Genomic DNA, 19,936 nt, shown 5'->3' on the forward strand with positions numbered 1-19,936 from the left:
TCCAGCCATGGCCGTCCGCCGCCATCTACACCCGTACCACGTTCCGTTCGATCGCCTCGCTGTGCACGAGGATCTTTTCCGCATCGGCCTGCAGCAGGCGCACCCGGCGCTGCACCACGGGCCAGCCCGGCCAGTCCACGGACCCCGCCGGCGCGATCGTTTCCGACCACGCCAGGTCGTCTTCCAGGCTCGGCACCGGCGCCTTCACGCCGTGCCTGGCCAGCGCATCGGCCAGCGTGCGGCCCACCTGCGCGTGGCTGGCCGCCAGCATCCGGTTCGCTTCGCGCGCCGGGATGTCCTTCACGTGGCGCCGCAGGATCGCGCGCAATGCCGCCACGTGCGCCACCAGCAGGTAGTTCTGCACGATGAACAGGTTGATGTCTTCGGCCGCGCGGCGCTTGCTGGCCGGCTCGTCGAGCATGCGCACCATCGCGGCCGACAGCATCGCCAGCGCGTCCATCAGCCCCTTGCGCTCGATGCGGTAGGGGAAGTCGTTGCGGGACTTGCCCTGCAACAGCTCGAACGCCGCTTCCATGTAGCGCACGTTGGCGGCCAGCACCTGCTGGACCAGCTTGGGCAGGCTCTGGTATTCCCAGCTCGCCAGCACGAAGCTGAACACGGTGGCCACCGCGGCGCCGATGAACGTGTCCACCAGCCGTTCCGTGATCACGTGGATGCTGCCGCCCGCGGCCAGGTTCATCTGCAGCAGGATCATGATCGACACCGCGATCGCCGTGTAGCGGTAGCGCAGGTAGACGAACGTGGGCGTGGCGATCGTGGCCAGCACCAGCGCGGCCAGGATCACGGCCGGGTGGTTGAAGAACAGCAGGATCACGGCCGTGATCACGCAGCCGATCACGGTGCCCACGATGCGGTCGCCGCGGCGCTGCTTCGTCATCGAGAAGCTGGGCCGCAGGATGATCACGATGGTCAGGATGATCCAGTAGCTGTGCGCCGAATAGGGCAGCAGCGTGCCGATGGCCAGGCCCACGGAAATCGCCATCGCCACCCGCAGCGAAAAGCGGAAGATCGGCGAATCCATGCGCAGGTGCGACAGCAGCACGCCCACCTCGTACTTCTGCTGCGACAGGAAGGGCTGCATGTCGGCATCCTGCCAGAACGGCGTGCTGTCGTAGGCCTTCTGGCTGGCGCCATGCAGCTCGCCCACCATGTTGATGATGGCGCGCACCTTGTTGCGCTGCGCGCGCAGCACGGCCAGCGCTTCCTGCGCCGGCTTGCCCGCCGCCACGCGGCGCTGCAGCTCGGCCAGCTCCGCCTCGATGGCGGCCAGCTCCGGCTCGTAGCTGATGGTCTGGAACGATGCCTTCTTGCGCGTGACGGCGTAGGCCACCGATTCGATGTCCCGCGCGCACTTGTAGGCCAGGCCACGCAACGCTTCCAGCGCCGGCGAATCGGCCAAGTGCACGCGCAGCTGCGCGTAGTCGGTATGCGTGGACAGGATCTGCTCGTACAAGTCCAGCATGCACACGTGGATCTGCACCACGATCGCATCCTTGCGGTTCTGGTGCGAACGCAGGATCAGGTCGCGCGAAGCCTGCTGCTTGTCGGCCAGCAGCGCCTGGTGGCGCACCAGGCGGTTGAACTGCTCGGTCAGGTTGTAGCGCGTGTCGTAGAAGTCGGCCTTGATGTCGATGTAGGCGGCCAGCTCGAACAGCGCCTCGGCCAGCACCTGCTGCTTGATGCGGTGGCGCAGCAGCCAGGCGATACCCATCGCGTAGCCGAGGTAGGCGATGCCGCCCAGCGTGAACAGGCCGGCGTGGACCAGCGCCTGCATCGGCGTCAGCAGGTGCTCCATCGACATCGTCATGATGAACAGCGTGGCCAGCTGCAGCGGCATCGACTTCTTGCCGTACACGATCATCATGCTGGCGAAGAACGACAGCAGTATCAGCACCGCGATCAGCAGCCAGAAATGCGGCGCGCACAGGCTCACCAGCAGCGTCACCAGGCTGCACAGCAGGACCGACGCCAGCATCTCGTTGAACTTGTGGCGCAACGGGCTGGGCATGTCCATCAGCGCCGTGCACAGCGCGCCGATGCCGACGGACATGGCCGTCGCCATGTCGGCGAACGCCAGCGTGGCCCACGTGATGCCGATCAGGCCCGCGCCGAAGCGCAGTCCGAGGTGGAAGTAGTGGCTGTGGAAGAAGGTGCGCGGGCTCAGTGCATAATGTAACAAAGGGGACTGGGACATCGGACCCGCCCCCGTTACAGCAGGCCCAGTACCGGATAGCGGCGCCATTCCGGCTCCGCATGCCGCGCGCAGTTGTGCAGGATGAAGTCCAGCACCGCTTCCTGGTTCGCCAGCAAGGCGGGATTGGCCGCCTTCCACGCGTCGAATTTCTCGCGCAGCGCCGGTTCCTCTTCGAGCAGCTGCACGGCCAGGTCCTCGAACACATAGTCGGAGATGGCTTCCTTTTTCTCCAGCACGGAATTGAAGAAGCCCCAGCGGAAGAAGCTGTCGTGTGCCTGCGGTTCCAGCGTTTCGACGGCGTAGCGGGCGTTGTCCTGGTCCAGCGAAACGATCCAGTCGCCCGGGTTCAGCGTGAACGTGCCGGTGCGTGCCTCGACGTCGACCACGTCGTGGAACATGTGGCCTTCGTAGGCGGTGGCGCGGGTCGACAGTTCACCGATCTGGTAGTAACGCGCCTCGACCTGCATCGGCGCGTCGACGCGCGTCATCCGAACGCCGTTCCATTGCAGGCGCTCGACAACTTCACGCCACGCCTGCGGGATGGCATACGCCTTCGGCACCCGCACCACGGTATCGGGCAGGAAGCTGTTGAAGTACGGGATATCCTTCTCGTAGGGCTTGCTGCGGTCGTACGACAGGCGCATGTAGTTGCCCAGCACGCTCGGATGGCGGCGCGCTTCATAGCCCTTGAAGCGGAAGGTGGAGGGCGTGTCCGACATCTTCCACGTGACGGTCCATTCCTGCTGTTCGCGCTGGGCTGCTTTCGCTTCGCGGCGCAGGCGCTGGATCTCGCCGGCATGGCGCACGGTGAATTCACGTGTCACGTCCAGCAGGGTGCGCATCGATTCGTAGCGGTCCTTGAACGGCTTGAGCATGTGCGTCTCCGGCATGAAGCCGATGATGTTGTGCAGCGCCGTGAAACCGGTGGAGAAGCGGGGCACTTCGAGGAATTCGGCGATGCCGTCGTCCGGGGTGTCCTGCACCGGGTTCACGTACGGGCACGTGGGCCAGCCGCGAGTTTCCATCTCCGCGTAGAGATGCGGCAGCATCGTGTCGCGCAGGAAGGGGCCGAGGCCGGAACCCAGCTTGTCGGCCTGGGTATGGATCAGCGTCATCGTGTACGTGTAGTCGGCGCCGTTCGACGTGTGGGTGTCCACCATCACGTCCGGGTCCCATGCGGTGACCAGTTCGTTGAAGAAGCGCGCGTTCAGCGTGTCGCACTTGATGAAGTCGCGGTTCAGGTCCAGGTGGCGGCTGTTGCCGCGAAAGCCGAACAGCTCCGGGCCTTCCTGGTTCGGGCGCGACGTGTTCGTGCGGTTCAGGGCACCGTCCACGTTATAGACCGGCACGAACAGCAGCACGGTGTCGCCCAGCGTGGCCAGTTTCGCGGGGTCGAAGCAGAAGTCGCGCACGATGGCCATGCAGGCATCGATGCCTTCCGGTTCGCCCGGGTGGATGCCGTTGTTGTTGAAGAAAACCGGGCGGCCCGCGGCCTTGATCGCCTCGCGGTCGAACACGCCGTCCGCGCTCACAACACCCACGTGCAGCGGGATGCCGCCATCGGAAACCCCTGCCTGCCCGAAGCGCAATACCTGGGGAAAGCGACGCGCGAGTTCTTCATAGAACGCGATGCAGTCGGTCCACAGCGTGGTCTGGTTCTGGTTGCCTTTTTCATAAGGCGTGGGCATGGGCGTGAGCGATTCGGGGTGCATGGTCTGGATCTCAGGAGCAGTGACGGGAACGGTGGCGCCGGGTAGGCGGCCGCGCCGCGATTGTAGCATCGCAATCCCTGTGGCAAGGGCGCCGCAGCGGCGCGGAAACGTGCGAACGTGACAGCGAAAACCATGCTATCAACGCCCTTTTCTGGAGGGGGCAGCGATGAACCGGATGATGGCTTTTGGCATGAAATTGCTGTGCATCTTGACCCTGGCGCTGGGCGGCGTCGCCACCGCGCAGCAGGCAACCACGGCGCCACGCTTCACCTTGAATATTCCCGCCGCCGCCACGTCGGGCGAGGCCGAACACTCGGTGCAGTTCATCGGCACCGCCACGGTGATGATCCGTTTCGGCGGCATGACGATCCTGACGGACCCGAACTTCCTCCACAAGGGCGACCACGTGCACCTGGGCTATGGCCTCACATCCGAGCGGCAGACGAATCCGGCCATCGAATTCGATGCCTTGCCGCCAATCGACTTCGTGCTGCTGTCCCATTTGCACGACGACCATTTCGACAAGCTGGTGCGCGAAAAGCTGAAGCGCTCCACGCCGATCGTCACCACCGCGTCGGCTTCTGACGACTTGCGCAAGCTGGGCTTCACGTCCGTGATTGGCCTGGGCACCTGGCAGGACGTGCAGGTGACGAAAGGCGACACGACGCTGCGCCTGACGGCGATGCCGGGGCGCCACGGCCCCGTGGCGGCCGCCGCGCTGCTGCCGGCCGTGATGGGATCGATGCTGGACTTCTCGTCCGCCGCCGGCCGCTATCGCATGTATATATCGGGCGATACGATGGTGTACCGCGACATCGAGGAAATCCCGAAGCGCTTCCCGGGCGTGGACCTGGCGCTGCTGCACCTGGGCGGCACGCGCATCCTGGGCATCGTGACGGTGACGATGGATGCCAAGGAGGGCGTCAAGATGCTCAAGCTCATCGCACCGCACCGTGCGATCCCCATCCACTACAACGACTACACCGTGTTCAAGTCGCCACTGTCGGACTTCCAGAAGGCCGTGCAGGAGGCGGGCCTCGCGGAGAAGGTCAGTTACCTGAAGCATGGCGAAACGTACCGCTACGAGCCGAAAAAGTAAGCAGGCAAGGACGATGCACTGACCGCCGGCGATACTTGTCGGCATGGGCCTTTGCGTCAGTTCATCTTTGACTCCGGCGCGGCATGGTAACTGTAGGGTTTCCACGGAGGCCCCATGAAGACGCCGCTCACGCTATGTTCGCCGCTGTTGCCTTTGCTGTTGTCCGCCACGTTGGCCCATGCCGCCGACGTGCCCCGCTACCGGCTCACGATTCCCTCGGGCGCGGCGCGCCAGGATCCCGGCGGCATGGTGCAATTCTTCGGTACCGCCACCGCGCTGCTGCGCGTGCGGGGATTGTCGGTGCTGATCGACCCCGGCACCGATGGTGGCACGCTGCCGCCCGACATGGCCGGTGCCGACCTGGTGCTGCTGTCGAACCCCGACTGGCATGGCGTGGGTGCCGCGGCATGGAGCGCTCGCCCCGTTGTGGCGATGACGGGTACCGCGGAGCGTCTGCGCAGCCACGGCATCCACAGCGTGTATCCGCTCGACACATGGGAAGGCATGACCGTTCGCAAGGGGGACACGCGGCTGCGGGTGACGTCGATGCCCGATCCCGGCGGCACGCGGCCGGCCATGATGGCGGCCATGCTCGATTTCGGGCCATCGTGCCGCGTGCTGGTCAATCACGGCGACCTGTCGGCCTTCGAGATCGGCCTGATCCCGCAGCGATTTCCCGGGGCCCGGCTGGCATTGCTGCGGCAAGCCGGCACGCCGCTGCTGCTGGCAATGGAAAAGAATGGCCGCGAGCCGGTGCCGGAACATCCGGTCGCGCGTGGCGAGCCCTACCGCTTTGGCTCACCGACCTGCCAATAGGCTCGTTTGCCAGCGCTTATTTCTTCGCGTTGGCCTCGACCCACTTCTCGAACGCGGCAACGAACTTGCCGATCAATTCCTTCGTCTGCTCGTTGTTGATGTCGCCGTCCTCGCCCAGGTAGTTGGGCGAGCCGCCGATGTACAGTTCCGGCGCCGGCATGACTGGCACGTTCAGGAACACCACGGCTTGCCGGGTGTTGTGGTTGGCGCCGAAGCCGCCCTGCGCGCCCGGCGACTGCGACACGACGGCGGCCGGCTTGCCATCCCATACGCTCTGGCCCCACGGCCGCGAACCCACGTCGATTGCGTTCTTCAGCGCACCGGAAATCGTGCGGTTGTACTCGGGCGTCAGGAACAGCACGGCGTCGGCGGCCTTCAGCTTGTTGCGGAACGCGGTCCACGCCTCGGCCGGGGTATTGGCATCGTCCAGGTCCTGGTTATACAGCGGCATGTCCAGCTCGACGAGTTCCGCCTCGAGCGACGGCGGCAGCATTTTTGCGATCGCCTGGGCATATTTGCGGGTGATCGATTCCTTGCGCAGGCTGCCGACGAGGACAGCGACTTTCTTTGCCATGCTTTTTCTCCTGAGGTTTGCGGGTTGTTGCGTGTGAAAAAGACAATGTACCGTATGCGGGCGAGATGTGCAGGGAACTTCCCCGTTCGGTACGAACAAGCTTCGCGACGCACATTGCGCAAGGCGGCGCAGGTCCTGGCGCCATTGTGATTCACGGCAGGGGAGAGAGCGAAGATCTTGAATTTGCCTGCCCCGAGAGGCTTTGGGATGCTTCCGCCAGAAGGTAGAAGCAGGAACGCGTGCCGCAGTCGGCCTTGGTGGCATCTTCGCTATCGGTTGGGATACGAGAAGGATTGGAAATCATCTGTCAGCGAATATGGCGGTCATACTGGGGGCGAACCGTTGCTGCGTATGACCGCTTTCGCCTGTGGATTCAACCGGTCGACGCAACATAATCGAAAAAGCGTTGTGCTGGCGTTTCAATTTGACTATCCTCGCCCACCAACTCATGAGCGCCATGTGCTTATCTCAGCTTGAAGAACGGCGAAGATTCAAGGTAAAGAACGAATGAATATAATTTTTCAAAACCCAACATCGGCTTAGGTTTATCCGGTGAAGTCCAGGAGGCAACTACCAGGACCGTTGGCACTCCGCCCAAATCAATACGTTTGAATTGTTCGCGCTAGCTTATCACCAGCAAAAATGGGTAGGTTGCTTCTGTTATTGCTTATGTTTATGTGAAACGCATGGTGGTAGGTTGCATTTTAAGTTGCAAATATGTAACATGTGGCTCTTCTTATAACTAGAGTAGCCATGAAAAAAATAGCACTTATGATTTCGCTTGGGCTTGTATGTTTGCAATCTCAGGCAGCGTTGGTATCGTCCGGAAAAATAGTTGCTAACGGAGCCGAAGTTGCCTACGCGACCGATACAGATACAAATTACCAATGGCTTAGTCTCAACGGCACGCTGGGAATGAGTTACGAATCAGTATTCGCAGCTACCCAGACAGGCGGAATTTTCAGTGGCTTTACGCTTGCGAGTACTGCCCAGGTTCGCCAACTCTTCAATAATGTTGGTGCTAACGTCTGGTACAGCAGCGGCATGGGCGGCTACAGCGATGGTTGCCGAGACTGGACTTGCCATGATTGGTACTCGACATTAGTTGCGGGAATTACCTCTGACGTGGCCGAATTCTCGGGCGTACATCACATAGCGGGAGAGCAATGGGGTTACACCCGCGCTATGGGCTCTTACCATTTTCAAATGTCTGGTAGCCAAAGAGATTCGGAAGGCGACCCAATGCATGGAGCGTTCCTCTTCAGAGACCTGTCTGTCTCACCAGTGCCTGAGCCTGCAACATATGGAATGCTTGGTGCGGGCCTCGCTTTGGTAGGGATGAGGCTGCGCCGTAAGCGCATGTACTGATCAACATCGGTTTTCTTCGTTCCGGGTCTGAATGGTTGTCTGCTTCCAAAAGCAGACGGCCATATTAGCTCGTGTACGCTCTTGTTGCTCTCAGTATAAGCGACCGGTTTTGTCAGCGCTCTTGGCCCTACGGTAAAAAAGCAACCCTCGTAAATCCGGTCCCCCTTTTCCATTGCACGCCCCAGTGCCATGCTCAACGCTAAAACTCAGAAATAAAAAAAGCCACGCCCCTCACGGAACGTGGCTTTTCGATGGAAGCGTAACGCTTACTCGGCGCCCATCTCCTTCAGCAGGTTATCCGCCTTGTCCACATGCTTCATGTTCCACAGCATGTAGCGCAAATCGACCTGGATGTCGCGGGTGTTGGCCTTGTTGAAGTCCCAGTCCGAAATGATCGAATCGAGCGTGCCGTCGAACGCCAGGCCCACCAGTTCGCCCTTCGCGTTCAGCGCGGCCGAACCCGAGTTGCCGCCGGTGATGTCCAGCGTGGCCAGGAAGTTCACCGGTACCGATTTCAGCTTCGGATCGACGTACTTGCCGAAGTCCTTGGCCTTGATCGCGTCCAGCTGCGCTTTCGGCGCATCGAATTCACCCGTGCCGGTGTGCTTGGCCTGCACGCCCTTGACGGTGGTGAACGCGGTCCAGGTGGTGCCGTCGGCACCATGGGCGCGGCCGGCGATGTTGCCGTATGTGACGCGCAGCGTGCTGTTCGCGTCCGGGTACACGGCCTGGCCCTTCGACTTCATGTAGGCGATCTTGGCCTTCATGTAGCTGCCGTAGGCCTGCTGGAGCTTGCCGGCCAGTTCTTCTTCTTCCGCCTCGGCCTTCATGTCGGCTTCGTAGAGGGCGACGGCGGCCTTGACGAAGGCATCGTCGCTGGCCTTGAAGTCGGCTGGCTTCTTGTCCAGCCAGGCGTCGCGCGCCGCGGCGTCGGTCAGCTTCGTGCCGGCGTACAGCTTGTCCAGTGCCGCGGACAATTCCGCATCGCTCATGCCGGCGCGAATGCCCAGTGCCGCATTGAACGCCGTTTTCTGCTCGGCGGCTGGTTGCGCCAGGTAGTTCTTCAGGTGGTGCATGGCGATCGCCTTGTCTACCTTCGGATCGAACGTGCGCACCAGCGATGCCACGCCGGACTTGATGCGCGGCAGGTCGCGCACCTGGTAGCCGGACTTGCGGTCGGCATCCGGCTTTTGCGTTTCATTCGCCAGGCGGTACAGCATGCGTGCCGTCGTCAGCAGGCGCGGCTGGGCATAGCTGTAGTTGAAATCGCGCTTGGCTTCCGCGTCGCGCTCGGCGATCAGGTGCTCGACCTTCGTGATGTCGTTGGCGTATTCGGCCTTGCGCTTGGCATCGGCATCGATCCACTTCTTCAGCTGCTCGTGCTCGGCCGTCTTGCGCTGCAGGAAATCGCTTCCGGCATACGAGTCGATCATGCCCTGGCGGTTCTTGTAGTAGTTGTTGATGCTGGCGACCTGGCCCGCGTATTTCAGCGTCAGGTCCTTGTTGCCCTTGGTCTCGCGGTCGATAATCGCCAGCGTTTCGCCGGATGCCTTGACGAAGGCCGGGTACGAATGGTCGAACGTGAACTGTACTTCGGATGGCAGGCGGTGGCGGTTGGTACGGCCCGGGTAGCCCATGGCCATCACGAAGTCGCCTTCCTTGACGCCTTCCTTGGCCAGCTTCAGGACATGGTTCGGCACATACGGCACGTTGTCCTTGCTGTAGTCGGCGGCCTTGCCGTCCTTGCTCACGTAGGCGCGGTAGAAACCATAGTCGCCCGTGTGGCGCGGCCACATCCAGTTGTCGGTATCGCCGCCGAACTTGCCCACGCCGGCCGGCGGCGCGTGCACCAGGCGCACGTCGCGGATTTCCAGCTGCTTGATCTGGTAGAACTCCAGGCTGCCGTAGAACGACGGCACGGAGCAGCGGTGGCCGGCATCCTGCTCGCAGGCCGCCACCAGTGCCTTCTGGTTCTTCTCGATCGCATCGCTGCGTGCCTTGCCGGACAGCTTGGCCACTTCCGGCGTGACGACCTTGTCGGTCACGTTCAGCACTTCCTTCGTCACGAACACGCGCGTGCCCGGTGCGGCCGGCAATTCCTCGCCCAGCGAGCGGGCCACGAAGCCGTTGGCCAGCAGGTCGCGTTCCGGCGTGGAAGCCTGCGCCACGCTGTTGTAGATGCAGTGGTGGTTGGTGACGACGAGGCCCTGTGGCGATACGAACGACGCCGAGCAGCCGCCCAGGCTGACGATGGCGCCGGCCGGGAATTCGGTCAGCCGCGTCAGGCTGTTCGGATCGAGTTTCAGGCCGGCGGCTTTCAGTTGCTTGGCGATCTGCGGCAGCTGTTGCGGCATCCACATGCCTTCATCGGCATGGGCGGATGTGATGCTCATGATGGCGAGCGCGAGAAGTGATTTTTTCATGCGATGGTATAGGAGTAGTTGTAGGCGTCCCGATCTTTGCCGCGGGTTACGTGGCGCGTGCAAGTATCCGCATCGCATTGCGATTCGTCAATCAGGAATTTCAATGCCAAAACCGCATGAAATTTGGTTTTGGGGAATGAATCCGGGCATGAAAAAAGCCGACCCTTGGGCCGGCTTTCATTGCTATGCCATGTGCTACATGACGTGCCAGATGCGCGGTTAGCGTGCTCGGCCGCGGAAGACCAGGTTGACGATGGCCAGCAGGATCACGGCGCCCAGGAACGAGACCAGCAGCGAAAGTGGGCTGAAGTCGTCGGAATTGATGGTACCAGTGCCGAACAGCGGCGAGAGCAGCCAGCCACCGAGCAATGCCCCGATGATACCGACCACAACGTTGAGGAACATCCCTTGTTGGGCGTCCGTTTTCATGACGAGGCTGGCGAGCCAGCCAATGATGCCGCCGATAACGATCCAGATGATGAAGTTCATGCTCGTTCCCCTATATATCGTTGAGAAAAGAGACCGGGCCGTTTCAGCCCTGCCGTGATCAAAAGTGTAAGAGGGCGGAAGCTGCGCGGTCCGTGCGCCAGCGTACGTTCCCGCGAGGTCGGTGCGCAAACACCGTCTTGGTGCGGAAACGTACAGAGAGGTGGGAGCGGGGAGCATATTGTGGAGCGGTACATCGACTCATATCAAAAGGAGACCCACATGAGCCAATCGAATCAGAATTCCCGCCTTGTCACCGGCCTGTTCAACGATCGCGACAGCGCCGAGCGCGCCTATCAGCATGCGACTTCGCGCGGCTACGGCAAGGATGACATCAATGTGTTGATGTCCGATGAAACCCGCAAACGCTATTTCAGCGGCGATCAGATTGAAACCGAACTGGGCAGCAAGGCTGCCGAAGGCGCGGGCATCGGTGCCGGCGTGGGCGGCGCAATCGGCGCTGCACTGGCGGCCGTGGCGGCCGTGGGCACCACGCTCGTGCTGCCGGGCCTGGGCGTCGTCATCGCCGGCCCGCTGGCAGCTGCGCTGGCCGGCGCCGGCGCGGGCGGCCTGACGGGCGGCCTGCTGGGCGCGCTGATCGGTGCCGGTATCCCGGAAGAGCGCGTGCAGCACTATGAAGAAGGCCTGAAGGGCGGCGGCATCGTGATGGGCGTCAATGCACGCTCCGATGAAGATGCGGCGCATATCGAATCGAGCTGGAAAGATAGTGCTGGCCAGCACGTGATCGGCACGGGCTTGGGCGCGGCGGGTGGCGCGGCGGCAGGTCTGGCAGCCGGTACGCCGGGCGGCCCGATCGGCATGGCGGCTGGAGCTGTTGTCGGCGGCATCGCCGGTGGCCTGGCAGGCAAGGGCGCGGCCGAAGTGGTGAACCCGAAATCGGGCGACGACCTGAGCGACCACCACCTGGCAACGGGCGTGGGAGCCGGTGGCGGCGCAATGGCCGGCATGGCGCTGGGTGCTGCTGCCGGTCCGGTCGGCATGGCGGCCGGTGGTGCGATCGGCGCACTGGCTGGCGGCATGACGGGCAAGGGTGTCGGCGGCCTGGTCAACCCGGCCGAGGAAAAAACCTATTGGGAACAGCAGCACCGCAACGAGTCGTACTACAACCCCGCTTACCAGTACGACGACTACGATCCCGCTTACTCGCTGGGCTACAACGGCCGTGCCAACTACCGCGGCGACTGGAACACCAACGAGTCGAGCCTGCAAACCGACTGGGAACGCACGAAGGGCAATTCCCGCCTGTCGTGGAACGAAGCGAAGAGCGCCACCCGCTCCGCCTGGGACCGTGTCGAGCGTAAGCTGCCGGGCGACTGGGATAAAGACGGCAAATAAGTGAAGTAAACAAGATCGCCATCGCGCGATCTCGATAAAAAGGCCGGGTTTCCCGGCCTTTTCATGTGCCCACGCTGGCGGCTGCCACCCTGCGCCGCGCATTCTTCCATCGCAGCATCGGCTGCTCCACGAGATAGCAGCTCAGCACACTGATGGGCAGCACGATCGCGCATGCAAGGCCCAATTTCAGCCACGGCGACACCGGCGGCAGGTACGCGACCAGCAGCGTCTGCACCGGCCAGCCGTACAGGTAGACGCCATAGGAAATGTCCGGCAGCTTGTTGAACGATTCCGTCAGCCACATCGGGCGGAACGCAAAATAGAACAGCAGGTAGCCGCCGAACGTGGCAAGCCCCAGTTCGACGTAACGGCGTGAAAACATCAATGCCAGCACCACCACGGCTGCGACCAGTGCGCCGCGGCGCGTGAAGCGGTAGCAGTCGCGGTACAGGTAAAAGCAGCCGCCGGCAAAGAACAGTGAACCGAGCCGCACGATGGGGTCGTTCAACAGCAGGCCCAGCGGCGCCCACGGCAGCGGCAGGCCAAAGGAGGCATACAGGTAGGCGGCGAAACCCGCCACCGTCAGCGCCAGCCACACGCCGCGATGCCGGACGCCCCCGGACACGCCTAGCAACAGTACCGCCAGGTAGCAGGCGAATTCCCGCATGATCGTCCACATCGAGCCGTTCACCTGCGGTTCGGGCAGGCCCTCGAACACGGGCGGCGTGATGGGGCCGTGCAGCACGGCGAGGCACAGGGCCACCGTGGTCGTGGACAGTTCCCTGAAGTAGCGCGTGGCATCCGCACCGAGCGGCGCGACGATGTAGACACAGACGAGACTGGCAACGATGAAACCAGGATAGATGCGCAGCACGCGCTTGCGCAGGAATTGCGCCGGCACGGGATCGAGATCCCAGCTTTGCACGATCAGGTAGCCACTCAGCAGGAAAAAGCCATCCACCGCGAGTTCGCCGAACGACAGCGTGTGGAACAGCTGTGTCAGCAACTCGCGGTGGCGGTCGCCATCCTGCAGCTCGGGTGCGTGCGACAGCAGCACAAGCAGTGCAAGCAGCAGGCGCAGCAGGTTGAAATTGTTTTGATGCCGGGCCATCCCCATGAATCCCTCGTAAATTTTAGTTATGGAATTTATATGCCATTTTTATAACCAAATGTACGACGGTAGCGGTTGCCAGGCAAGGCTGGGCAGCGGGGATTGCAACATGAAACAACAAACAGTGACAAAACCGGTGACAAACACCGGTTTTTTCGTAATACACGTTCCATCGAAATCGGTGTCTGTCACCGGTTTTACCGATTTTCCGGCAATTTTTTCCGGCGGCCTGCGCTGATGGCGTTGTAAATGGCCGGGTAAAAGGTCTCTCTAGGCAGCGTGGCGCGACGCCGAGGCAATTTCGGCACGGGCGGCGGCGGCCAGCACCGCGGCATCGGTACCGATCGCCTTCAACGCGCGTGCCGCCGTGCCCTGCGGCCCCGAAGCGACGACCGCCGCCACGTGCGCGCCCGTCAATGCTTCGCCTGCCTCGCGCGGCCAATCCGCCAGCGCCCGCATCACGGCTTCCATCGAGCCCTTCGACCCGTAGACGCCTTTTTTGGGAGATACCGGCGCCTCCCCGGCCACAAGGCCGGGATCGGCACCAACCGCCGCGAGCGCGGCGCCATGGGCGGAGGTGATACCGGCCCGCAACCGGGATGGATCGGCCCCGGCCGTGGCAAAGGCGCGTCGCGCCAGGCCGTCCGGCAGGTCGAGTGCCGCCAGCAGGAAGTGTTCCGGGCCCGGCTCCGTTTCGCCCATCGTGTTCGCGTGCCGCTCGGCGCCCTCGCAAAGGGCCTTGATGGTGCGCATGTCGGCGATGCGCTGTTTCAGTCGCTGCAGCATGATGTTCCTTTCTAGGATTGGATCAATGGGGCCAGGCGCTTGTGCGCCGCCTGTTTCGACACGCCCAGCGCATCGGCCACCTGGCTCCAGGACCAGCCCTGGGCAATGGCGGCCGCCACGGCCGTGCGTTCTAACTTGTCTGCGGCCAGGCGCAGTGCAACGACCGCCGCCAGCGCTTCGGCGGGATCGTCGGGACGGGGGAGGGAGTTCATATCGATCATGCGTCAATATTAGTTGACGACGTCGATATCGTCAACAAAAGATGACGACAGGCGTGATGTTTCCAAAAACCGGGGTCTGACCCCGATTTTAGGAAATATTTCCTCGATTCGGGGTCAGACCCCGGTTTCAGGCAACAAAAAGCCCCGCGCGCGGCGGGGCTGGTGAGGGGAGGTGCAGGGGATTACTCGGCCGCGATCGCCTCGACCTGGATCGCCAGCTTCACTTCGGGGGCAAAGTTCGGGATGCCGAAGTTGATGCCGAAGTCGGTGCGCTTGAACTCGGCGGTGGCGTTGGCGCCGCACACTTCGCGCTTCAGCCGCGCATCCTGCACGCACTTGAAGCGGTCCACCTTCAGTTCCACCGGTTTCGTCACGCCGTTCAGCGTCAGTTCACCGTCCACGCTGGCCAGCTGGTCGCCGTTGAACTTGAACGACTTGCCCTTGTACGTGGCGGTCGGGAATTTTTCGACGTTGAAGATGTCTGGCGCCTTCGCGTGCGTATTCATCTTCTCGTGGCCGAAGTCGATCGACGTCGTGTCGATCGTGATGTCCATGCTGCCGGTCTTGGCGGCGCGGTCCATCGTGATCGTGCCTTTCGTGTTGTTGAACTTGCCGCGCCACAGCGACAGGCCCTTGTGGTCGGCCTCGAAGCTCGGATAGGTGTGGCTCGGGTCGATGTTGTAGGTGGCGGCGTTGGCCAGGCCAGCCATGGCGAGCAGTGCAGCGAACAGCGTGGATTTCATGCGGTCTCCGTCAGGTGGAAAAATGCGGCAAAGGTCATTGGGATACGACGTGGAACTTGATCGTCACTTCATCGGCCACCATGCTCGTGTCCTTCCACTCGCCTTCGCCGATGTTGTAGGCGAGGCGCTTGATCGGCACCGCGCCGTCGAACACCTGCTTGCCGCCTTCCGTCTTCACGGTGACGGGGAAGGTGACGTCGGTGGCCTTGCCCTTGATGGTCAGCTTGCCGGTGACATTGAGCTTGCCGGCGCCGGCGCTCTTGATGGCGGTGGAGACAAAGGTGGCTTTCGGGAACTGGGCGGAATTGAACCATTCCTTCTTGGCCACTTCCTTGTTGTATTCCGGGTCGCCCATGTCCAGGCTGGCCGTTTCCACTTCCACCGTGGCTTTCGAGGCATCGGGCTTCGCGGCGTCGTAGTCGATCACCACGCTGTGCTTCTTGAACTTCGATTCGACCGGCACGTTCATTTGCTTGAACGTGGCCGATACGGAAGTCTTGGCGGGATCGGTCTTCAGCACGGCAGCGCCAGCCGTCAGCGACAGGCCGACGAGGGATGCAATCAGAAGGTGTTTCATATTTGTTTTCATGGACGAGGTCTCTCGGTCAGTTAGGGAAGCATGCGTTTCAGGATATCGTCCCGATCGACGAAATGGTGTTTCAGTGCGGCGGCCACGTGCATGACCACGAGGGCGGCGAGCGCCATGGTCAGCCAGTAGTGCACGGGCTTCAGCGTGGCTTTCAGCGCCGTGTCGGCCTCGAACGCGGCGGGAATCTGCCACAGCCCCAGGTAGACGACAGGCACGCCGGCCGCAGTCGTGTACAGGTAGCCGGACAGCGGCACGGCGAACATCAGGATGTACAGCAGCACGTGCGTCACGTCCGCGGCCCTGGACTGCCATGGCGCGATGCCGGCGACGGGGGCGGGCGGCCGGTTCCGGTGGCGCCACAGCAGGCGCAGCGCGGCCAGCGCCAGCACGGTCACGCCCAGCCACTTGTGCCATGAAAAGTACTTCAGCTTGGTCGGCGTAAAGCCGGGAATATCGACCATCACCAGGCCCATCGTGAAGGCCGCGATGATCAGCAGCGCGATCAGCCAGTGCAGCACCATCGCGGTTCTTGTGTAGCGTTCCATCCTGGGCACCCCTGTTATTTAGTACGTATTAGGACTAACAACTCGTCACTGTAGCAAAGAAACGAAGACGCCGCTGGCAGATGCAAGAACGGCAGCCCTTACCCTACAGGATAAGGAGCTGCCGTCATAGAGGCCGATGATGAGAGGATACTTAAAAGCTTAGATCGCCTTGGCCAGTTGCGCCGCGACGCCCGTGTAGTTCGCCGGGGTCATCGCCAGCAGCAGGTCTTTCGCTTCCTGCGGGATGGCCAGCTTGCCGATGAATTCCTGCAGCGCTTCCTTCGTGATGCCCTTGCCGCGCGTGAGTTCCTTCAGCTGTTCATACGGGTTCTCGATGCCGTAGCGGCGCATCACCGTCTGCACCGGCTCGGCCAGCACTTCCCAGCTCGCGTCCAGGTCGGCGGCCAGGCGGGCCGGGTTCACTTCCAGCTTGTTCAGGCCACGCAGGCAGCTGTCGTAGGCCAGCAGCGTGTAGCCCAGGCCCACGCCGATATTGCGCAGCACGGTGGAATCGGTCAGGTCGCGCTGCATGCGCGAGACCGGCAGCTTTTCGGACAGGTGCTTCAGCACGGCATTGGCCAGGCCCAGGTTGCCTTCCGAGTTCTCGAAGTCGATCGGGTTGACCTTGTGCGGCATCGTCGACGAACCGATCTCGCCGGCCTTCAGCTTCTGCTTGAAGTAGCCCAGCGATACGTAGGTCCAGATATCGCGGTTCAGGTCCAGCAGGATCGTATTGGCGCGCGCGAAGGCGTCGAACAGCTCGGCCATGTAGTCGTGCGGCTCGATCTGGATCGTGTACGGGTTGAACGTCAGGCCCAGGCGCTGCTCGATCACGTTCTTCGAGAACGCCGGCCAGTCGAACGACGGGTAGGCCGACAGATGCGCGTTGTAGTTGCCCACGGCGCCGTTCATCTTGCCCAGGATTTCCACATTGGCGATGCGCACCATGGCACGTTCCAGGCGCGCGATCACGTTGGCGAATTCCTTGCCCAGCGTGGTCGGGCTGGCGGTCTGGCCGTGCGTGCGCGACAGCATCGGCAGCTCGGCGTTGGCGTGGGCGATGTCCTTCAGCTTCGCCACCAGGCCGTTCAGGGCCGGCACCATCACGCCATCGCGCGCGGCCTTGAGCATCATGCCGTGCGACGTGTTGTTGATGTCTTCGGACGTGCAGGCGAAGTGGATGAATTCGGACGCGGCCACCAGTTCCGGCACATCCTTCACCTGTTCCTTCAGCCAGTATTCGACGGCCTTCACGTCATGGTTCGTGACGGCTTCGATTTCCTTGATGCGCGCGGCATCGGCTTCCGAGAAGTCGGCGGCCAGCTTGTCGAGCAGCGCCGTGGCGCTGGCCGGGAATGGCTTGATCTCGGCAAAGCCGGCCTGCGACAGCGCCTGCAGCCACGCGATCTCGACCTTCACGCGGTGGTGCATGAAGCCGGCTTCGGACAGGATCGGGCGCAGCTTGTCGGTCTTGGACGCGTAGCGGCCATCGAGCGGGGAAAGGGCCGACAACGTGGAATATGGAGTGGTCATGGTGAAGAGGGAGGCAGGAAAAAGAGCGATTTTACCATCGTCGTGCCCTTTTTTTGACCACCGGCTTGCCCGGGTGCCTGCCGCCGGGCGGCGCAGAAGGACCACAGGACCACAGGGCCACAGGGCCACAGGGCCACAGGGCCGCGGGACCCGATGCTATACTGGGCCACACTCCCACCCGGTGCCTGCCATGAAACTGATCGGTTCTCTCGCCAGTCCCTATGTGCGCAAGGTGCGCGTCGTGCTTGCGGAAAAAAAGCTCGATTACCAGATGCAGCTCGAGAACGTGTGGGCTGCGGACACCGACATCCATCTCGTCAACCCGCTCGGCAAGGTGCCGTGCCTGGTCATGGAAGACGGCTATGTGATGTACGACTCGCGCGTCATCGTCGAATACCTCGATACGCTCACGCCGGTCTGCAAGCTGCTGCCGCCGAACGGCCGCGAGCGGGCAGACGTGAAGAACTGGGAAGCGCTGGCCGATGGCGTGACCGATGCCGGCGCGGCCGTGCGTGCCGAGCGCACGCAGCGCCCGGCCGAACTGCAAAGCGAGGCGGCGATCGAGCGCCAGATGTCGAAGCTCACGCGCGGCCTGGCATCGCTGTCGGAGCGCCTGGCCGACGCGCCCTGGTGCACCGGCAACCACTATTCGCTGGCGGACGTGGCCGTGGGCTGTACGCTGGGCTGGCTGAGTTTCCGCTTCCCCGAGATCGACTGGCGCGGCACGCATCCGAACCTGGGCCGGCTGGCCAGCAAGCTCCACGAACGGCCATCGTTCCGGGACACGCAACCCCAGGCCTGAGGGCAGCGCTCATCCTCCATGCGCCATGCGCGCGCGTCGGCCCCCAATGCATTGCGCTACACTGTGGCGTCACGATAGAGCGGGGCGGCCATGGATCAACCTGTAGCGATTTTCGGCGAAGCACTGGTGGACGATTTCAGCACCCAGCGGGTGGTTGGCGGCGCGCCGTTCAACCTGGCCCGGCACCTCGCCGGTTTCGGCCTGCCCGTCACGATGGTCACCCGCATCGGCGCCGACGATAACGGCGCGCTGGTCCGCAACGAATTCACGCGCTTCGGCCTGTCCGATACGGGCCTGCAAACGGGCGCCGGCGAGGCCACCGGCAGCGTGCACGTGGAAGTGGGCTCCGACGGCAGCCACCGCTTCACCATCGTGCCCGACCAGGCCTACGACCATATCGACGGCACCGCCGCGCTGGCCGCCGTGCAGGCCGCCCGCCCCGGCATCTTCTGTTTCGGCACGCTGGCCCAGCGCGATCCGGTTTCGCGGGCCGCCCTGCACGGCCTGCTCGAGCAGACGGAAGCGGTGCGCTTCCTCGACCTGAACCTGCGCCCCGGCCACGTGGACGAAGCCATCGTGTTCGATTCGCTGCAGCAGGCCGACATAGTGAAAGTCAACGAAGAGGAATTGCAGCAGCTGTTCAAGTGGTACTGCCACACCTGCCCGGACACGGTGAACATGGAATGCATCTCGGTCGATACGGAATGCCGCGCGATGATGCACAATTTTTCGCTGTCCGCGCTGCTGGTCACGATGGGGGCGCGCGGCGCGCTGTACCTGTCGGCCGATGGCGCGCACCTGGCCGATCACGGCACGGGCAGCAGCGCATGCTTCGTCGATTCGGTGGGGGCGGGGGATGCGTTCAACGCGGTGTTCCTGCTGGGCCGGCTGCGCGGCTGGACGATGGAACGGACACTGGCACGCGCGAATGCGTTCGCGGCGGCTTCCTGCGGCCATGCGGGCGCGGTGCCGCAGGAGCTGTCGAGCTACGCCCGCTGGCTGGAACAGTGGGCGGGCGAGCCCGAGGGGACTTGAAGACCGGCCCAGGCGCCGCCCGGGCCATGCGCGATCAGTGCGCTTCGTCCGCAGGCGCCATCTGCGTCTGCAGGTAGTTCTGGATGCCGACCTTGCCGATCAGGTCCAGCTGCGTTTCCAGGAAGTCGATGTGTTCCTCGGTGTCTTCCAGGATCGTCAACAGCAGGTCGCGCGACACGTAGTCGCCCACTTTTTCCGCCTGGGCGATGCCTTCCACCACGGTCACGTGGGCGCCGCGCTCCAGTTTCAGGTCGGCTTCCAGCATTTCCTGGGTGTTTTCACCGATCAGCAGCTTGTGCAGCGCCTGCAGGTTCGGCAGGCCGTCCAGCATCAGGATGCGGTCGATCAGCTTGTCGGCGTGCTTCATTTCGCCGATCGATTCCTCGTATTCCTTTTTCGCCAGCTTGGCCAGGCCCCAGTGCTTGTACATCCGTGCGTGCAGGAAGTACTGGTTGATCGCGGTGAGTTCGTTCGTCAGCTGTGCGTTCAGCAAACGGATGACGTCTTTATCGCCCTTCATGG

General features: G+C 62.9%; 20 protein-coding genes. 7 read left to right on the plus strand and 13 right to left on the minus strand.

The window, feature by feature from the left end:
• Positions 1 to 25: 25 nt before the first annotated feature.
• Both EWM63_RS14975 and EWM63_RS14980 read right to left on the minus strand, forming a co-directional pair.
• The gene (locus tag EWM63_RS14975; RefSeq protein WP_130187241.1) at positions 26 to 2,215 is read right to left on the minus strand and encodes an FUSC family protein; all 2,190 of its coding nucleotides are present in this window, start codon (positions 2,213 to 2,215) and stop codon (positions 26 to 28) included.
• Positions 2,216 to 2,229: 14 nt separating this feature from the next.
• Positions 2,230 to 3,927, minus strand: a complete 1,698-nt coding sequence (locus EWM63_RS14980) for a M14 family zinc carboxypeptidase (protein WP_130187242.1) — start codon at positions 3,925 to 3,927, stop codon at positions 2,230 to 2,232.
• 190 nt (positions 3,928 to 4,117) lie between these two features.
• Between EWM63_RS14980 and EWM63_RS14985 the strand changes: the two genes are divergently transcribed.
• Positions 4,118 to 5,026, plus strand: a complete 909-nt coding sequence (locus EWM63_RS14985; RefSeq protein ID WP_165390835.1) for an MBL fold metallo-hydrolase — start codon at positions 4,118 to 4,120, stop codon at positions 5,024 to 5,026.
• A 114-nt stretch (positions 5,027 to 5,140) separates the two neighbouring features.
• Complete coding sequence (locus tag EWM63_RS14990; RefSeq protein WP_130187244.1) at positions 5,141 to 5,842, plus strand: MBL fold metallo-hydrolase; 702 nt, start codon at positions 5,141 to 5,143, stop codon at positions 5,840 to 5,842.
• 16 nt (positions 5,843 to 5,858) lie between these two features.
• Here EWM63_RS14990 and EWM63_RS14995 read toward each other — a convergent pair whose 3' ends face one another.
• Positions 5,859 to 6,416: an NADPH-dependent FMN reductase gene (locus EWM63_RS14995; protein WP_130187245.1), complete on the minus strand. Its 558-nt coding sequence runs from the start codon at positions 6,414 to 6,416 to the stop codon at positions 5,859 to 5,861.
• Between the two features lie 753 nt (positions 6,417 to 7,169).
• On the opposite strand from EWM63_RS14995, the gene EWM63_RS15000 reads away from it, so the two are divergent.
• Positions 7,170 to 7,784 (plus strand): PEP-CTERM sorting domain-containing protein, encoded by a 615-nt coding sequence (locus EWM63_RS15000; RefSeq protein WP_229487902.1) that lies wholly within the window; start codon positions 7,170 to 7,172, stop codon positions 7,782 to 7,784.
• Positions 7,785 to 8,050: 266 nt separating this feature from the next.
• Here EWM63_RS15000 and EWM63_RS15005 read toward each other — a convergent pair whose 3' ends face one another.
• Positions 8,051 to 10,207: a S46 family peptidase gene (locus tag EWM63_RS15005; RefSeq protein ID WP_130187246.1), complete on the minus strand. Its 2,157-nt coding sequence runs from the start codon at positions 10,205 to 10,207 to the stop codon at positions 8,051 to 8,053.
• A 219-nt stretch (positions 10,208 to 10,426) separates the two neighbouring features.
• Positions 10,427 to 10,696, minus strand: a complete 270-nt coding sequence (locus tag EWM63_RS15010; protein WP_130187247.1) for a GlsB/YeaQ/YmgE family stress response membrane protein — start codon at positions 10,694 to 10,696, stop codon at positions 10,427 to 10,429.
• A gap of 219 nt (positions 10,697 to 10,915) precedes the next feature.
• Between EWM63_RS15010 and EWM63_RS15015 the strand changes: the two genes are divergently transcribed.
• Positions 10,916 to 12,049: a hypothetical protein gene (locus EWM63_RS15015; protein ID WP_130187248.1), complete on the plus strand. Its 1,134-nt coding sequence runs from the start codon at positions 10,916 to 10,918 to the stop codon at positions 12,047 to 12,049.
• A gap of 61 nt (positions 12,050 to 12,110) precedes the next feature.
• Here EWM63_RS15015 and EWM63_RS15020 read toward each other — a convergent pair whose 3' ends face one another.
• Positions 12,111 to 13,160, minus strand: a complete 1,050-nt coding sequence (locus EWM63_RS15020; protein WP_165390836.1) for an acyltransferase family protein — start codon at positions 13,158 to 13,160, stop codon at positions 12,111 to 12,113.
• A gap of 109 nt (positions 13,161 to 13,269) precedes the next feature.
• Here EWM63_RS15020 and EWM63_RS32835 point away from each other — a divergent pair, with 109 nt between their 5' ends.
• Positions 13,270 to 13,398 (plus strand): hypothetical protein, encoded by a 129-nt coding sequence (locus EWM63_RS32835; protein ID WP_259772509.1) that lies wholly within the window; start codon positions 13,270 to 13,272, stop codon positions 13,396 to 13,398.
• A gap of 32 nt (positions 13,399 to 13,430) precedes the next feature.
• On the opposite strand, the gene EWM63_RS15025 is transcribed toward EWM63_RS32835, so the two are convergent.
• From EWM63_RS15025 to purB, 6 genes are all read right to left on the minus strand, one after another.
• Entirely contained in the window at positions 13,431 to 13,946 is a 516-nt protein-coding gene (locus EWM63_RS15025; protein WP_130187250.1) for a Clp protease N-terminal domain-containing protein, read from the minus strand.
• Between the two features lie 11 nt (positions 13,947 to 13,957).
• A complete protein-coding gene (locus tag EWM63_RS15030) occupies positions 13,958 to 14,158 on the minus strand; it encodes a helix-turn-helix domain-containing protein (RefSeq protein WP_229487903.1) in 201 nt (66 codons plus the stop codon).
• A 191-nt stretch (positions 14,159 to 14,349) separates the two neighbouring features.
• Positions 14,350 to 14,910 (minus strand): YceI family protein, encoded by a 561-nt coding sequence (locus EWM63_RS15035; protein ID WP_130187252.1) that lies wholly within the window; start codon positions 14,908 to 14,910, stop codon positions 14,350 to 14,352.
• A 34-nt stretch (positions 14,911 to 14,944) separates the two neighbouring features.
• Positions 14,945 to 15,487 carry a YceI family protein gene (locus EWM63_RS15040; protein ID WP_371861226.1) on the minus strand — a complete coding sequence of 181 codons (543 nt, stop codon included), beginning with the start codon at positions 15,485 to 15,487 and terminating at the stop codon, positions 14,945 to 14,947.
• A 32-nt stretch (positions 15,488 to 15,519) separates the two neighbouring features.
• Positions 15,520 to 16,044 carry a cytochrome b gene (locus EWM63_RS15045; protein WP_130187254.1) on the minus strand — a complete coding sequence of 175 codons (525 nt, stop codon included), beginning with the start codon at positions 16,042 to 16,044 and terminating at the stop codon, positions 15,520 to 15,522.
• A gap of 159 nt (positions 16,045 to 16,203) precedes the next feature.
• Entirely contained in the window at positions 16,204 to 17,577 is a 1,374-nt protein-coding gene (purB, locus tag EWM63_RS15050) for an adenylosuccinate lyase (protein ID WP_130187255.1), read from the minus strand.
• Positions 17,578 to 17,767: 190 nt separating this feature from the next.
• On the opposite strand from purB, the gene EWM63_RS15055 reads away from it, so the two are divergent.
• Positions 17,768 to 18,379, plus strand: a complete 612-nt coding sequence (locus EWM63_RS15055) for a glutathione S-transferase N-terminal domain-containing protein (RefSeq protein WP_130187256.1) — start codon at positions 17,768 to 17,770, stop codon at positions 18,377 to 18,379.
• Between the two features lie 90 nt (positions 18,380 to 18,469).
• Entirely contained in the window at positions 18,470 to 19,414 is a 945-nt protein-coding gene (locus tag EWM63_RS15060; protein WP_130187257.1) for a PfkB family carbohydrate kinase, read from the plus strand.
• A gap of 34 nt (positions 19,415 to 19,448) precedes the next feature.
• Here the strand turns inward: EWM63_RS15060 and bfr are convergent, their stop codons facing one another.
• The gene (bfr, locus tag EWM63_RS15065; RefSeq protein ID WP_130187258.1) at positions 19,449 to 19,934 is read right to left on the minus strand and encodes a bacterioferritin; all 486 of its coding nucleotides are present in this window, start codon (positions 19,932 to 19,934) and stop codon (positions 19,449 to 19,451) included.
• Between the last annotated feature and the right edge of the window lie 2 nt (positions 19,935 to 19,936).

This window comes from Pseudoduganella lutea, assembly GCF_004209755.1.
Taxonomy (GTDB): domain Bacteria; phylum Pseudomonadota; class Gammaproteobacteria; order Burkholderiales; family Burkholderiaceae_D; genus Rugamonas; species Rugamonas lutea.